This is a genomic window from Streptomyces durmitorensis (assembly GCF_023498005.1).
Classification (GTDB): domain Bacteria; phylum Actinomycetota; class Actinomycetes; order Streptomycetales; family Streptomycetaceae; genus Streptomyces; species Streptomyces durmitorensis.
On record NZ_CP097289.1, the window covers coordinates 1,723,178 to 1,738,060 of the forward strand.

The window sequence follows — 14,883 nt, forward strand, 5'->3', positions numbered from 1 at the left end:
CATGCGGCTCACACCGCATCAAGAGCCCTTGGCTGTACGAGGGTTGAGCAGAGTCAGACGCAGACCGAACCGCCAGGACAAGAACCAGAACCGGAACCGCAACCGGGTCGGCTCGCGCCGCGCCTGGGCCGCCGCCCTGCTCTCCGGAGCCATGGTGACCGGCGCGCTCTCCACACAGGCCGCCACCGCGCGGCCCTATCCCACGCCACCGTTGACAACGATGTCCCTGCCGTCGCCGCCCGGCCAGGCGAACGTGCGCGTCCTTGTCTTCCATGGGTCGGCCGCGGGCGGTGACGAGTCACCGGTCGTGAACGCCGGCATCGAGGCCATCGAGAAGATCGGCCAATCAGGACCGGCCGCCCAGCGGTTCAGGATCGAGGCGACCGACGACCCCGCGGTCTTCACGAACGAGGCCAAGCTCGGCAAGTTCAACGCCGTGGCCTTCCTGACCGGCGGCGGCGACGTCCTCGACCCCGAGCAGGAAGCGGGCCTGGAGGCCTACATGGAGGCGGGCGGCGGCTTCCTCGGCATCCATGACGCGGCCCGCGCCGAGCCGTACTCGACCTGGTTCACCGGTCTGATCGGCGCTCGCCCCGCCGACTCAAGCCCGACGAACGTGCAGCGCGCCACCGTCGAGGTCGGCGACCGGGAGAATCCGGCCACCAAGGACCTTCCCCTCCAGTGGAAGCGCCCCGACCAGTGGCTGAACTGGACCAAGAACCCGTCCGGCGAGGTCCACACCGTGGCCCGCGTGCGCGAGTCGACGTACCAGCCGGGCGAGAGCAAGAACGGCGCGGACCACCCGATCTCGTGGTGCCGTGACTACGACGGCGGACGCGCCTTCTACACCGGGATGGGCGGCACGGCGGCCTCGTACGACGAGACCGACTTCCGCCAGCACCTGCGCGGCGCCCTGAACTGGACGACCCGCATCTCGCGCGCCGACTGCAAGTCGACGATCACCGCCAACTACAAGGCGCAGCGCCTGACCCAGGCCAACCAGCCGGGCCAGAACGACCAGATCGGCGAGCCGCACGGCCTGGTCACCGCGCCCGACGGACGGATCTTCTACATCGGCCGCGGCGGCGCCGACTCCTCGCAGCCGGTCATCACCGACTGGAACAACCCGGACATCGGCAAGGGCAAGGGCGAGATCCACGTCTACGACCCCAAGACGAAGAAGTCGACGCTCGCCGGAGCGCTCACCATCTTCGGCAACAAGGGTGGCGGCGATGAGCTGATCAAGGTCGAAGAGGGGCTGCTCGGCATCGAGCTCGACCCGAAGTTCGAGGAGAACGGGTGGGTGTACCTGCACTACACACCCCACTCGAAGATCAACCGCGAGACACACATGGCCGAGCGCTACGTCTCGCGCTTCACGCTCGACCAGACCACGAACAAGCTGGACCTCGCGAGCGAGAAGGTCCTGCTCAAGTGGCCTGTCCAGATCCACAGTTGCTGCCACGCGGGCGGCGGGATGGCCTGGGACTCCAGGGGCAATCTCTACATCGCGACCGGTGACAACAACTCCTCGGGCTTCAGCAACGGTTACTCGGGCAACAACCCGCAGCCCAACTTCAAGGGCGTCTCCTTCGCGGACGCGCGCCGCACCGCGGGCAACACCAACAACCTCAACGGCAAGATCCTGCGCATCCACCCGGAGGCCGACGGGACGTACACGCTCCCCGATGGCAACCTCTTCACCGGCAAGGAGCCGGACGAGGGCGGCGGCAAGACGCGCGGTGAGATCTATGTGATGGGCGTCAGGAACCCTGCGCGCATCTCCGTCGACAAGAAGACCGACACCCTCTACGCGGGCTGGGTCGGCCCGGACGCCGGTGAGCCGTCGACGACGTGGGGCCCGGCGAAGTACGACACGTTCGCCGCGATCACCCACGCCTCCAACCGCGGCTGGCCGTACTGCATGGGCAACAACCAGCCCTACCGCGACCGCAATCTGCCGGACCCGACGAAGCCGCTGGGCTGGTACGACTGCAAGAACCTCAAGAACGAGTCGCCCAACAACGACGGCCTGGTGAACATCCCGCCGGCCGAGCCGAACAACATCTGGTACTCGCCGCAGGGCGGCGGCGTCGACTACCCGCGCGACGCGAACGGCGTCCCGAGCTACAAGACGGCTGAGCAGAAGACGCTCCTGCCGTGGCTCAAGGGCGGCGGCCAGGCCACGATGAACGGCCCGGTCTACCGCTTCGACGCGGCCAACACCAGCGCGGACAAGTGGCCTTCGTACTGGGACGGCAAGTGGTTCGTCGGTGACTTCTACGACGCCGACCAGCCGCGGCACGCGGTGATCATGGACCCGAAGACGGTCGGCAGCGGCGGTCTGCCCACGCACGCCGAGTCCCTGAAGAAGATCATCCCGATCGGCAACGACGGCATCAAGAACCTCATGGACTGGAAGTTCGCCCCCGACGGCTCGCTGTACGTGCTCGACTACGGCCGCGGGTTCTTCACCTCGGACTCCAAGTCGGCGCTGTGGCGCGTCACTTACTCCGGCGGCGAGGCCACACCGGCCGCCAAGGACCTGGCAAGGAGGGCGGGATGACGATACCCGCGGTGCGCAAGCGAAGACTCTGGACGGCGCTCTTCGCGTCGCTCCTGATGGTGCTCGGCCTGACGTCGACGGCGGCGAGCCAGCCCGACAACCCGGGCCGGGCGGCGGCCCAGACGCTGACCTGGACGGCGAACAACGCGATCGACAAGTACGCATCCGCGCCCGCCACGGCGGTCGCGGGCGCCACGACGATCGTCTTCGAGAACAGTGAGGCCACCGGCAACGACACCGGCATGCCGCACACGCTGACGTTCGACGTCTCCGACCCCGAGTACAACAACGACGTACCGCTGAACATCCTGGCCAACCCGAACGACGACCAGGGCGGCAAGCACACGGCGGAGGTCACCCTCTCGCCGGGCCGTTACCGCTACCACTGCACGATCCCCGGCCACGGCTCGATGCAGGGCATCCTCGTGGTGACCGAGGGCGGCGGCGAGGACACCACCGCTCCCGAGACCGCCGCGAAGGTCGAGGGACAGACCAACTCCGATGGCGCGTACGTCGGTTCCGCCACCGTCTCGGTGACGGCGACCGACGCGGGTTCGGGCGTCGACAAGACGGAGTACGCGGTCGGGGCGGACGGCGCCTGGCAGCCGTACACCGCGCCCGTGGTCGTCGACCAGGTCGGCACCCACAAGATCCGCTATCGCGCGAGCGACAAGGCGGGCAACGTGGCGGCGGAGAAGGCCGTCGACTTCACGGTGGTCGCGCCGGACACCGACGACAAGACGCCCCCGGAGACCTCGGCCACGGTGACCGGCGAGAAGAACGACAAGGGCGAGTACATCGGGATGGCGACCGTCACCGTGACGGCGTCCGACACCGGTTCCGGTGTCAACAAGATCGAGTACGCGGTCGGTGACGGCGGCGCATGGACGGCGTACACCGCGCCGGTCATGGTCCACGCTGCGGGCGCGCACAAGATCCGCTACCGCGCGTCCGACAAGGCGGGGAACCAGGCTGCGGAGAAGGCCGTCGAGTTCACCGTGGTCACGCCGCCGGTCGAGGACAAGACGCCGCCGGAGACCACCGCGAAGGTCGAGGGCGACAAGAACTCGGACGGCGCGTACGTCGGCAAGGCGAAGGTGAGCGTCACCGCGACCGACGCCGACTCCGGTGTCGACAAGGTCGAGTACTCCCTGGACGGCGGCCCGTACCTCACGTACTCCACCCCGGTCGTCGTCGACCGCGTGGGCCGGCACACGGTGGCGTACCGCGCGAGCGACAAGGCGGGCAACACCTCGGCGGCCAAGGACGTCTCGTTCACGATCGCGGAGGGCGGCGGGGTCCCGGCCCCCAACTGCCCGGAGTTCGACGAGCGGTTGACGGTCATCGTCGGCACGATCGACACGGGCATCCCGAACCGCGTCACCAACAACCGGTGCCGCATCAACGAGATGATCGAGGACGAGAAGGAGTGGACCTCGCACGCGCTCTTCCTGAAGCACGTCAAGAGCGTGACGGACAAGCTCCTGAAGGCCGGTGAGATCGACCAGCGCGAGTACAACAAGATCAACAAGGCCGCCAAGCAGTCCGGCATCGGCAAGCCCGGCCAGACGGAGGGCTACCGCAAGATCTTCGACGGCACCCAGGACTCGCTGAACAAGTGGGAGCAGGTGGGCGGCGGCAAGTTCGGCCTGAACGCGGACGGTTCGATCACCAGCAGCACCACCGTCGAAGGCATGGGCATGCTGTGGTTCCCGCAGCGCAAGTACGGCGACTTCTCGTTGAAGCTCCAGTGGCGGGACGACGCACCGGGCAACGGCAACGCCAACGGAGGCGCCTTCGTGCGCTTCCCGCAGGTCCACGACCACCCGGAGGAGCCTCGTCCGGAGTGGGTCGCCATCAAGTACGGGCACGAGGTGCAGATGCTGGACCGTCCTGACGGCGACATGTACAAGACGGGGTCGATCTACGGCTTCGACCGGGTGGGTCTCGGCGGCGCCGGGGTCACCCCGAAGGGCACGTGGAACGACTACGAGATCAAGGTGGTGGACCAGCACTACTCGATCTACCGCAACGGCGTCCTGATCAACGAGTTCGACAACACGGGCGGCCAGGTGTTCACGCCGCCGCGTGGCGACGACCCGGGCACGGACGGACGGCGGTACTCGTCCGGCTATGTCGGGCTCCAGGTGCACGGGGTCACGGACGTGATCTCGTACCGGGACATCAGGGTCAAGGAGCTGTAGTCACCCCCTGACCGGTCCTTCTTCGATCGGCCCTTCTTCGGCCCCCGCACCCCGTTCTGGGGAGCGGGGGCCGTTGTCCGTGGCGAGGGAGACGGTTCAGCCGGCGGTATCGGTGGCCGCGAGCACCGCCACCCGCGTGCGGGACGGATCGAGCACCGCGAAGCCCACGTCGGCCGTGTCGTGGTGGAACCACCGCGTGAACGCCATGAAGCGCAGCCACCGGCAGTCGGCCGCGTACCGCACGGCGTCGAGGAACGGCGTACCCGCGGGCAGGCCGAGCAGCGCGTACAGCCCTCGCCAGGCGTGGAGCCGTGCGTAGGCCCCGTATTGGGGGCGCCCGTCGACGCCTCCGTTGAACGAAGCCGAGTACAACTCGTTCGCCACGTCATCGGCCGCCGTCAGACAGGCCAGGGCCCCGCCCGGCCCCATCTCCCCGGCCAGGCAGTCCAGCGGCAGCCCCTGGAGAAAGGCCATGCCAAAGTCGTCGTCGCCCAGCGGCTCGGGCAGCGTGAAGAACCGCGCTTCGGGTTCGCGTGCCCAGCCCCCTGCGGTGAACGCTCCCGCGGCCTCCCGGGCACGCTCCGCGTCCCGCACCTCCCGCGCCGTGCGCCCGGCTGCCGCGCCGCCCTCCGTGGCCGGGATCTCGGGGAAACGCGCCCGCAACTGCCCGGCCGACTTCACCGGCCCTGCGCCCCGGACCCGCACCCCGAGGCGGTGCTCCAGGTCGAGCCGCGCCGCCGGCCGCCAGGACAGCGGGTGCCCCAGCTCCCGCAGCCGCTCCGCGTACGCCTCCGGCCCCGGCCGCCCGCGCCAGGAGACTCCCATCAGCGCCAGTTCGCCCAGCACGCAGGCCCGCAGCTCGGCCTCCGGGTCATCGACACTCCGAGGCGGCTCGGCGAAGAGCGGCTCGAGCTCCGGGAGCCGCCGCCCCTTGGCCAACGCAGCGGCGATTCCGCGCAGTTGATCCGGACGGGATGCGGCAAGACTCTTCAGCTCCGCGGGGTCGGGCAGGGCCGCCTGGTCATCGCTCACACCGGGAGCCTACGAGCCGGTGCGGTCACCGGATGTCCCGCGGCGTCTCCCCCGGCCCTTCACTCCTCGTGTTTGGCCCGGCTCGGCTGCACCCGCTTCGGCTCGCCCGGCATCTTCGGGTACTCGGGCGGGTAGGGCAGGTCGCCGAGGTCGTGGTCCCGTTCGTCGCGGGCGGCGAGATCGAGGAGCCCCTCCAGGGAGAAGGCGTGCTGCTCCATGTCCGCGTGTACGTCACCGACCTGGGCGAACCGCTCCGGCATGGTGCCGATGTCGAAATCCTCGGGCACCGCGTCGTCGACCTCGTCCCAGCGCAAGGGCGCGGAGACCGGGGCGTTCGGGCGGGGCCGTACCGAGTAGGCGGAGGCGATGGTGCGATCGCGGGCGGTCTGGTTGTAGTCGACGAAGATCCGCTCGCCGCGTTCCTCCTTCCACCACGCGGTCGTGACGGCGTCCGGCATGCGGCGCTCCAGCTCTCGTCCGCAGGCGATCGCGGCCCGTCGTACTCCGGTGAAGTCCCAGCGCGGTTCGATCGGCACGAAGACGTGGATGCCGCGTCCGCCGGACGTCTTGGGCCAGCCCTGGAGGCCGAACTCGTCAAGGACCGCGCGGAGTTCGTGCGCGGCGCGCACCGCGTCGCCGTAGTCCGTGCCGGGCTGCGGGTCCAGGTCGATGCGGAGCTCGTCGGGGTGGTCGGTGTCCTCGCGCCGTACCGGCCAGGGGTGGAAGGTGAGGGTGTTGAACTGCGCGGCCCAGATGACCGCCGCGACCTCCGTGGGGCACATCTCCTCGGCCGTGCGGCCGCTGGGGAAGGCGATGGTGGCCGTGGGGATCCAGTCGGGGTGGGTCTTGGGGATGCGCTTCTGGTAGAAAAAGTCGCCGGTGACCCCGTCCGGGAAGCGCTGGAGCGTCGTGGGGCGGTCGCGCAGGGCGCGGACGATCCCGTCGCCGACGGCGAGGAAGTAGCGGGCGACGTCCAGCTTGGTGAAGCCCGGCTCCGGAAAGACGACCTTGTCCGGACTGGAGAGCCGCACCGTCCGCCCACCCGCGTCGAGCTCGACCGCTTTTCCACCCATGCGGCCACGCTAGGCCCAACGGACGAGAGTCGCATACCGGGCACAAAGTGACGCATGGGCACAGAATCAGGCATGGATCTGCAAACCCTAGAGAAACACCCAGGTCAGATGCCTTACAGGCAGTCGATTAAGAGATCATCTCTCACAATTTTTCACACGCACCATGGAGACCGTCAAGCGCATCTGCGGCCGAGCGGAGATTCTCCGCATCCGGGGCGACATACCTGGCCTTCGTGAAAGCCGCGTTCGTGTGACCCGCCCACCGCAAGGATCACGTCCGACACCCCGTTGACCGCCAGGTACTTCAGCACCGCATGCCGCGCGTCGTATAGACGCACCCGCCTAGACGCACCCGCCGCAGCCCCAGCTGCTCCATCAACCGGTAGGCGTGCTGCCGCAGATCGCGCGTCGTCAGCGGCACCCGAGCTCGTCCACGAACACGTAGCCGGAGTTGGTGTACGCCTCACCTGCGGCAAGCCGCTCGCGGGCCTGTGTCGCCTTGAACCTCCTGAGCGCGTCCCAGACCAGGGCAGGGAGCGGCAGGGTGCGTTCGCCGCTGGTGGTCTTGGTGTCCTTCTCCACGGTGTAGTGGTTGCGGACCATGGTCCTGGTGTTGAGGATCGCGAGCGTCCCGGCCTCGAGGTCGACGTCTTCCGCCCACCGCTGCCCGGCAACTTCCGCCGGGCGCAGGCCCATGAGGGACTCCATCAGCGGTGCGCACAGCCGCTCGTCACGGATGCCGGCGACGAACGTCTGCACCTCCGCGGTGTTTCACGGCTTAACCTTTGGGCTGCTCCGTCTGTCCTGCTTCCTCGCCTGGCGAGGTACGTGGACGTACTCGGCAACGTTCGCCCGGATCATCTTCCTGACGAACGCCCTGCCGATCATGTCTTTCAGTCGGGCGATGACGGTGTCGGCGCTCGAGGGCCGTAGCCCCGCCTGTTGCACGACCGGCTGGTCGGGTTTCCAGTGAGGACGTAGGTGGGCCGTTGCCGCCCCTCGGTGAGCAGCCACTGAACGAAGTTCACGACATCGTCCTCGGTCAGCTGCTGCAACCGGAGGCCGTCCTCGCAGCGATCGAGGCGAAAGTGGCGCCGAGCTCAGCCGGGCCTGGCAGGCACTCGAGGACCCGGCGACCGGCATGGAGCCGGAAGCTGTGCAGGCTGAGGCGCACCGGCTGATAGCCGACGCGCTGACGGCTCAGCGGTCGCTGGCCGTGTGGGCGGGCAAGGGCACCCAGCCGCCGCCCTGGAAAGTCGACAGCGCGGACGTCGTCGTCGGCACGGTGCGGGTGCCGCTCACCGTCGCCACGCTCGCCGAGTGGATGCAAGGTGAAGGAGACGACGATGCCTGAGAAGCGGACCAGGAAGAGGACCAGGAAGGCGACGACCGCGAAGCGCCTCGCCGCCCGCGCCCTTGGGCAGCCGGAGCCCGATGTGATCGAGCTGCCGACGCGTACCGCGGCCGAGCAGCACCACGATCGGCTGCGCGCCCGCGAAGGATGGCGGCAGATGGAAGGCGACCAGCCGCCGCCAGCCGCGTGAGCGACGACAGTGCCCCCGCTCGGCATGAACGGGGGCACTGTTGTGCCGCTAGCGGCGGGCCTTCACCCCCTCGAAGATGACGAGGAACGGGGAGACGAAGCCTGACGCTTCGACGGGGGTCGAGTGGCCGCTGATGACGAGGGCGACGCCGGCGAAGAGCGCAGCGCAGTACATAAGCGCGCTGATCCCGGTGATGCCTTGGGGCGCCTCTGAGGACTTGAGCATACTGGTGCGAGCTCCCTTCCTTACCGAGGGTCGGCGGGCAGGAAGGTCATCCGCGTCGTTACCTAGGCGCAGCGGGTGGCCTTCCTCATGTCGACGTCTCGCTCAGACCGACCTCCGGCGCGGTACGGAACGACCGGCCGAAGGTTTTCAGAAGCACCGATACACATCCTCATTGAGGCCATCCGTAGCATCTGGTCTTTACGAATCGTTGGCCCCGAAGTCTAGAGAGATTGGGCAGTTTCCCGCCGCGTACCCCTGCCCGCGCAACCGCGTGCCCTGCATGCCTAGCCGGGCGCCCGGCACCGCTTCCCAACCGGCAGGACCTGTACGACCTGGTCAGCCCTTTGTTGTAGAAGAACCGTCGCACCCGCGCAGCTCCGCCCATCTCCTCGTCGAAGTGCTCTTTCGCCCGTGAGATTGTCGCCGGCGTGCTCAACGGTGTCGCTGAGCGATCTTGCAGGCGCCATCAGATGCGCGCTCGCGCTCTACCGCAATCGCTGCAAAGCGAGCCGAGACCCGCTCCGAACACTTTTGCCGCCCTTGCTGAGGTCGGCTCGAATCGCGCAAGTACCCAGCCGTACTCCACGGCGGCCGGGCACAGGGCTGCCGGGGCGTCGTCGGGTGCGCAGTCACAACAACGGCTGTCCCGTTCCCGCAGGGGCCACGTTCGGCGCATGATGCCCTTCACAAACCACCCCAGGGGGCAGCCGTGGCGAGCAGCTACAGCGATGTTCAGAAGGCCGTGAGGGTCGAGAAGTTCAGGATCTGGTTCGCGTGGGTGTCGGGGAGTGCCATCATGCTGGTGATCGCTGTCGCCACGCAGGACATCGCGATCGTCAGCGTCGTCACGCAGGTGCTGCTCGTCTTTCTCGGGATCCTGGCCACAATCGCCGCGGTGCGGATGACGAACGCTCTTAACCGCAAGGCCGAGGCTGCCCGCAAGGAAGTCCTCGGGGAGCTGTAAATACACCTCCGCTGGCCAGACGCCTTGCGTACCCTTCGTGCGATCAAGGCCGTCAAGGAGAGGTGCGCATGGAAGGTTTCTTCGATGGGCTGGATCAGGCTGTGCGGGAACGGAACTGGCATGCGGCGCTGGTGTTGGCGCTGACGCTGCCGGATATCTGCGTGAAGGCAAGCGACCCGGACCGCAAGACTTCAAGGTCCCGATACGCCGCATGGTTCGAGGAGTACGTCGCACCGGCGTACACCCTCTATGTGGGGACGCCATCGGACGGGGAAGAGGTCAAGTTCCTCTCCGGCAAAGACTGCTACGCCCTACGCTGCGCGTTGCTGCATGAAGGCAGCGACAACACCACCGCCCACGAGGTGCGCGAAGCGCTCGACGGCTTTCACTTCTGCACTCCCGGCGAGCGAGGTATCAGCGTCCACATGAACAAGTCCGACAGGGCGCTCAATCTCATGGTCGACACGTTCGCGCAGGACGTACTGGCCGGCGCTCGCACATGGTGGGAAACGCTGCCTTTCGAGGAGCAGAACGCCGCCAGAACGCGACAGATCGCTCTGCACAGCACGGATGGCGACATCCAGTTCAGCTGAAGCCCGCTCGGGCACACCCGGCAACGCGATGCCCCGCCCTTGGCGCTGTCCATCGGGCGGGGCATCGGTGTATCCGCGCAGGCAGCCATGAGGCACGAATAGTTGACGGCTCAACGCTACGCCGCACCACCGACAACGACGCCTCCGTGACGACCTCCTTGGCAGTCAACTCGCCACCACATAATCACTGTTATGTGGTATTTATGAATGGCGGGGTTCAATACTCCCTCCGCCACCGGGAGTTGACCATGAGCGAGATAGCCATCCGCCCCGACGCCGCTCTCGACACCGCGGTCCGCAGCGCGGCCGACGACTGGCCCCGTGAAGCCCTCGACTTCGCCAGCGAGCTCGCCGCGCACTACCCGCAGGGCGACCCGCTGCCCGCGCTCGCCGGCGCCTGGATCGCCCGGCAGAAGACTCCCAACACTCGCAGCACCTACATCCGTCAGTTCCGCGTCTGGGAGCAGTACGCGCGCAGTCGGGGTGCCCACCCGCTCGAGGCGGACTTTCCGCTCGCCGAGGCCTTCTCCCGCTACCTCGAGGCGGCGCCGACCATGAAGTCGGTCAAGGGCGGCAAGCGCGGACAGAAGGAGCCGGTCGGGCCGCCCCACTCCGACCGGGCCCGCGCGACCCTGTTGTCGGCCTGCTCGTCCTTCCACGCCTACGCGGTGCGGGCCCGCCGAAAGGGTTCCGATCCGTTCGAGCTGGTGCATCGCCCCGACCTCGAGCAGGCGGACTCGACCACCCGCGGATCCACCGAGGAGGAGTCGGCGCTGCTGCTCGCTGCTGCGCGGGCCGACTCATCGCGGGCGTACGCCCTGCTGCTTGCGATGTACTCGATGGCTCTGCGCCTCGACTCGGCGCTGAGCGCCCGCGTGGAAGACCTCGGATGCGACGAGGGGCACCGCACGCTGAACGTCCGCCTCAAGGGCGGCAGGCGCAAGCGCAAGGCCGTTCCGCCCGCTACCGGGCACGCCATCGACCTGTACCTCGACGGCCGCACCGAGGGCCCGCTCTTCCAGACCAGCACCGGCCGGCCGCTCGACCCCAAGTACGCGTGGACCCTGGTCCGTCGGCTCGCCGACAAGGCGGGCATCAAGAACGCAGCCACCTTCCATCCGCACGCCCTCAAGCACGACGCGGTGACACACGCGCTCGCCGCGCCGGACGTCAAGCTGCACCAGGTGCAGGACTTCGCCGACCACAGGGACCCGCGCACGACACGGTTGTACGACCAGAAGAAGGGCCGCCTCGACAGCAGCCCCGGCTACGGCATCGCCGCCCGCCTTGCGGAGCGCCTCGGCGACATGGACGGCGACCGCGGGTGAAGCTCTGAGCCACGCTGCCTACATGCCATCGAGGGCAGTACGCACTTCGTCAATCAAGTCCAGGAGCCTGGTCGCTCCCTCGTCGAAGTGAACCTCAAACTGTTCCGCCGCCTCAAGGTGCCCCTCGACGATCTTCTCAATGTCTCTGCGAATTGCGGCGATGGACTCCCCGACCAACTCCGCGCCCGCGAAAACGTTTGGCGGCCCTTCGACTGCAACTACCCGCAGGAGGCGCAGGTACCGATCCTGCCCAAATCGGACCATTTCCAATAGGTCCCGCTGCGCAGCGATGCGCTGGTCCGGCTGCACTAGCCGAAGCAAATCAGAGACCTTCAATTGCATTGGCCCCAACGATTGCGCGTGCTGGATGAGCTCCAAGTAGGCAGTACGCCTGATATCGCGTAGTCGGTCACGGCGTTGAGCAGCAGCCGTGAGTTCAGCTAACTCACGGGCTGCCCGCATCTGCCCTCGGCTCGCTACCCAGCTAGCCAGGATTGCCGTACTGGCGGTCAGGACTGCAACCCACAGCGTCTCGCCCCCCCATAGTCTGCAGTGTCCTGCGCTTGAGGCGTGCTGGCGAGGCCTGGCCGGAGGTCACGCAGTCGTGCGGCAGGATCGCTGCGCCCAGGGTCGACGACAGCAGCCGCACTCAGCCGCGCGTAATCCTCTGACCTGAAGGTCAGGGCGGCGGCGAGATCCTCGGCGACGCACACAGACGGGGCCCGCTGCCCAGCTTCGAGCAGCCACAGATATCCCTGGCTCACGCCGACTAGCCATGCGGCCTCCCGCTGCCCGAGGCTGGCCCGCTCGCGCGCGCAGCGCGCAGCATGGGCCCGAGATCGGCTGGAGGGGTACGTCGCTGCCGTATCTCCATAGCCACCACCTCAAGCTCTAAGGTGTAACTCATGATCTACCTTTGAATCTATGGTGCAGGCGTGATCGTTGGCGTATCCCCTGCCAGTGAGGATGCGTTAGCCGTACAGCCAAGGTCCCAGCTGCCGTGAGACGGACTCGAGCGTGATGCTCCGCGGGGACGGAGGCCAGTCGGCGCCGGTAGGCCAAGCGGCATGATGCCGTAGCCGAAGCGTGATGCGAAGCCAGACGGAGCCCTCGCCCCCCGCTCACTGCCCACGTCTTGGGATGATCGTGCCGCGCACCTTCTCCTGTCCCGCCCTGCGTACCGCCCGCCGTTCCGCGGGCCTCACCGTCCCCGAACTCGCCGCAGCTGTCGGCCGGCCCCAGTGGACGATCTACCGCACTGAACAGGGCCGTGTGCCCGTGCCCGTCGACCTGGCGGACGCACTCGCCGAAGCCGTCGACGTCGGGCTCGAGGCGCTCCTGCACGCTGACCCGCTGGCGCTCGGTGATGCGCTGCGGGTGCCGATGCCGCCGTTTCCGGAGCCGTACCGCCTGACTGAGCTGTAGCCCACTGACGCCCTGCCCGGTCCGTGCGGGACGTCCGCCGTCCTGGAGCCCCCGTGCCGTGCACCATTTCCGTTGCTTGGGTGGGTTGTTCGCCGATTCTCGTTGGCAGCCGGGCGCTCCTGTGATTGCGTGCCGTGTGGCTTTCGTTCTTGAGGGACGTGTGTGATGTCTGCTGGGTTGTGTCTGGATGCTGCCCGTCGCGTGTGCGAGGTGGCGGCCGGTGGTGCCCTGCTGCCGGGTTCGACAGTGGTCGAGGTCGAGGTGCGGGGTGTTTCGGCGGTGCTGGCGGTTCGAATGAACGCCGGGGAGGTGGAGCGCAGGGCCGCGGAGGGTGTGGCGCCGCTGCTGGACATGTCGGCGCTAGATGCGTTGTTGCAGTTACCGGCTGGTCTTCCGGTGCCGGAGTTGTCGTTGACGCCTCGGGAGCGGCTGCGGCTGCGCCGTTGCCCGCATGGTGCCATCGAGCAGGGCGACGGGCAGCTGGTACGCCGTCTGGTGTCGCCGCTAGAGGTCGATGTGGCGGCGACTCGGACACGGCGGGCGGGCCGGACTGCATTGATGCGGGCGGGGCGTTTCGGTGCGTATGCGGCGTCGACGGTGTGGCTAGACGGTCCGGCTGCCGGTTCGGAGCTGATGGTGATTGAGGCTGGTGTCTATGGTCTCGGGGTGGTGCGTACTGTCGACGGGGAGTCGCCGGAGCTGCTGGTGGCGCCTCGGTCGTCGTTGCGGTTCGGGCATACAGCTGCGGGCTGGCTATTCCACGAGCAGGTGTACGAGCAGCTACTCGGCGCTAGTCAGGATCTCCTGCCCACACCCTGAGCCAGCGCGGCGTTTCCAGGGCCCCCGGATTCGAGATCTCTTCGCGGAGGTCCTGGTGGGCGTTGCGGGCGTCGTGGCAGAGCTGCTGCCACACGGAGCGCCGGTCGGAACCCGCAGCGGTCTGTTGCAGGTCTTCGGCCCAGGGCAGCCAGGTTGCGATGTTATGCCGGTTGGCCTCCTCTTGATCTCGAAGGTTGTGGTCGAAGCGGATCAGACTGCGGCCCGCGCAGACCGTGCAGTGACAGAGCGGTTCCGGCAGCTTGCCGTAGAGCTCTCGCAGCGTGTCGGCCCGAAAGTAGTCCATGAGCTGCGGGTGCAGCACCATCGTCGTATACCTGTATCTCCTTGGGCCCGTTGGTCCTCCGCTGCCTGGCTTTCGGACGTGCCGCATCGCGGTCTGCATGCCGAGCGCGGTGAACAGGGCGCCATAGGCGTAGGCGTCGAGCCCGGCGAGGTCGGTGCGGATGACGGCGACCCGCTGAAGACTGCCGACCAGTTGGCGCAGACCGGCGACTGCGCCTTTGGCGGCGAGCGGGTTCCTGGCGGCGCCGAGGGCGAGGGCCTTGATGTGGGGAAGGTCGGCGAGCTGGGTGACGAGGTAGTCGCGGTCGTCAGGTTCGCGCAGCCACTGTTGGTCGAGTGGCAGGGTGAGGATGGTCTGCTGCGGGTCGAGGTCACGGACGGCCTGGACGGCAGCGGCGACAGCCTGGCGGTCGCCGCCCTTGATGTATCGGGTAGGCGTGAGGCCGGCCGTGGTGCCGTTGTGGAGCTGCCCTTGCTGGTCGTTGCGGAGTTCGTCTGCTTCGGTCTCGTCGAAGAGTGACGGCTGGTCGCTGCGGCTGCGGTAGGGCAGTTGGAAGGGCTCGTCTGCAGTGGCGTAGTCGTCGTAGCTGTCGGGGTCGACGAGTTGGAGCCGATGGCTGTTTCCATGACGGTGTCCGGTGCCGACGGTCGGTATGGCGTCGGTGCCGCAGAGGATGATCCCGTCGTGTTCACTGGTGGCGCGCACGTGGTTCGTGCCGTCTCTGCTGCTGGCCCTGGTGTGTACGAGGATCGCGTCTTGAAGTAGTTGCCATGCGGGCTGTGTTCGGCGTAAGTGGTCGCCGGGCT

General features: G+C 67.9%; 15 protein-coding genes and 1 pseudogene. 9 read left to right on the forward strand and 7 right to left on the reverse strand.

Annotated elements, in window-relative coordinates; all coding sequences use genetic code 11:
• The first annotated feature begins 151 nt into the window (after nt 1–151).
• Nucleotides 152–2,566: a ThuA domain-containing protein gene (locus tag M4V62_RS07970; RefSeq protein WP_249592736.1), complete on the forward strand. Its 2,415-nt coding sequence runs from the start codon at nt 152–154 to the stop codon at nt 2,564–2,566.
• Nucleotides 2,563–4,770 carry an OmpL47-type beta-barrel domain-containing protein gene (locus M4V62_RS07975; RefSeq protein ID WP_249586527.1) on the forward strand — a complete coding sequence of 736 codons (2,208 nt, stop codon included), beginning with the start codon at nt 2,563–2,565 and terminating at the stop codon, nt 4,768–4,770. The genes M4V62_RS07970 and M4V62_RS07975 overlap by 4 nt, the downstream gene beginning before the upstream one ends.
• A gap of 96 nt (nt 4,771–4,866) precedes the next feature.
• On the opposite strand, the gene M4V62_RS07980 is transcribed toward M4V62_RS07975, so the two are convergent.
• The 3 genes from M4V62_RS07980 to M4V62_RS07990 form a co-directional block, all read right to left on the reverse strand.
• Nucleotides 4,867–5,802: a DUF6183 family protein gene (locus M4V62_RS07980; RefSeq protein WP_249586528.1), complete on the reverse strand. Its 936-nt coding sequence runs from the start codon at nt 5,800–5,802 to the stop codon at nt 4,867–4,869.
• 59 nt (nt 5,803–5,861) lie between these two features.
• Nucleotides 5,862–6,875 carry a non-homologous end-joining DNA ligase gene (gene ligD, locus M4V62_RS07985; protein ID WP_249586529.1) on the reverse strand — a complete coding sequence of 338 codons (1,014 nt, stop codon included), beginning with the start codon at nt 6,873–6,875 and terminating at the stop codon, nt 5,862–5,864.
• A gap of 411 nt (nt 6,876–7,286) precedes the next feature.
• Nucleotides 7,287–7,634, reverse strand: a complete 348-nt coding sequence (locus M4V62_RS07990) for a site-specific integrase (RefSeq protein ID WP_249586530.1) — start codon at nt 7,632–7,634, stop codon at nt 7,287–7,289.
• 382 nt (nt 7,635–8,016) lie between these two features.
• On the opposite strand from M4V62_RS07990, the gene M4V62_RS07995 reads away from it, so the two are divergent.
• Together M4V62_RS07995 and M4V62_RS08000 are read left to right on the forward strand one after the other, a co-directional pair.
• The gene (locus tag M4V62_RS07995) at nt 8,017–8,229 is read left to right on the forward strand and encodes a hypothetical protein (RefSeq protein WP_249586531.1); all 213 of its coding nucleotides are present in this window, start codon (nt 8,017–8,019) and stop codon (nt 8,227–8,229) included.
• Entirely contained in the window at nt 8,222–8,419 is a 198-nt protein-coding gene (locus M4V62_RS08000; protein ID WP_249586532.1) for a hypothetical protein, read from the forward strand. The genes M4V62_RS07995 and M4V62_RS08000 overlap by 8 nt, the downstream gene beginning before the upstream one ends.
• A gap of 48 nt (nt 8,420–8,467) precedes the next feature.
• On the opposite strand, the gene M4V62_RS08005 is transcribed toward M4V62_RS08000, so the two are convergent.
• Nucleotides 8,468–8,644, reverse strand: a complete 177-nt coding sequence (locus M4V62_RS08005) for a hypothetical protein (protein WP_249586533.1) — start codon at nt 8,642–8,644, stop codon at nt 8,468–8,470.
• Nucleotides 8,645–9,353: 709 nt separating this feature from the next.
• Here M4V62_RS08005 and M4V62_RS08010 point away from each other — a divergent pair.
• The 3 genes from M4V62_RS08010 to M4V62_RS08020 all read left to right on the forward strand — a co-directional run bounded on the left by M4V62_RS08010 (nt 9,354) and on the right by M4V62_RS08020 (nt 11,529).
• Nucleotides 9,354–9,608 (forward strand): hypothetical protein, encoded by a 255-nt coding sequence (locus M4V62_RS08010; RefSeq protein ID WP_249586534.1) that lies wholly within the window; start codon nt 9,354–9,356, stop codon nt 9,606–9,608.
• Between the two features lie 68 nt (nt 9,609–9,676).
• Nucleotides 9,677–10,201, forward strand: coding sequence for a hypothetical protein (locus M4V62_RS08015; protein ID WP_249586535.1), 525 nt, complete (start codon nt 9,677–9,679; stop codon nt 10,199–10,201).
• Nucleotides 10,202–10,449: 248 nt separating this feature from the next.
• Nucleotides 10,450–11,529: a tyrosine-type recombinase/integrase gene (locus tag M4V62_RS08020; protein ID WP_249586536.1), complete on the forward strand. Its 1,080-nt coding sequence runs from the start codon at nt 10,450–10,452 to the stop codon at nt 11,527–11,529.
• Between the two features lie 18 nt (nt 11,530–11,547).
• Here the strand turns inward: M4V62_RS08020 and M4V62_RS08025 are convergent, their stop codons facing one another.
• On the reverse strand, nt 11,548–11,907 hold the full coding sequence (locus M4V62_RS08025) for a hypothetical protein (RefSeq protein ID WP_249586537.1): 360 nt from the start codon (nt 11,905–11,907) through the stop codon (nt 11,548–11,550).
• 131 nt (nt 11,908–12,038) lie between these two features.
• Nucleotides 12,039–12,338 (reverse strand): annotated as a pseudogene (locus M4V62_RS08030) (helix-turn-helix domain-containing protein); the annotation flags it as partial.
• Nucleotides 12,339–12,669: 331 nt separating this feature from the next.
• Here M4V62_RS08030 and M4V62_RS08035 point away from each other — a divergent pair.
• The gene (locus M4V62_RS08035; protein WP_249586539.1) at nt 12,670–12,954 is read left to right on the forward strand and encodes a helix-turn-helix transcriptional regulator; all 285 of its coding nucleotides are present in this window, start codon (nt 12,670–12,672) and stop codon (nt 12,952–12,954) included.
• 165 nt (nt 12,955–13,119) lie between these two features.
• On the forward strand, nt 13,120–13,773 hold the full coding sequence (locus M4V62_RS08040) for a hypothetical protein (RefSeq protein WP_249586540.1): 654 nt from the start codon (nt 13,120–13,122) through the stop codon (nt 13,771–13,773).
• On the opposite strand, the gene M4V62_RS08045 is transcribed toward M4V62_RS08040, so the two are convergent.
• Nucleotides 13,745–14,782: a hypothetical protein gene (locus tag M4V62_RS08045; protein ID WP_249586541.1), complete on the reverse strand. Its 1,038-nt coding sequence runs from the start codon at nt 14,780–14,782 to the stop codon at nt 13,745–13,747. The two genes, M4V62_RS08040 and M4V62_RS08045, sit on opposite strands and share 29 nt — an antisense overlap.
• Nucleotides 14,783–14,883: the final 101 nt, after the last annotated feature.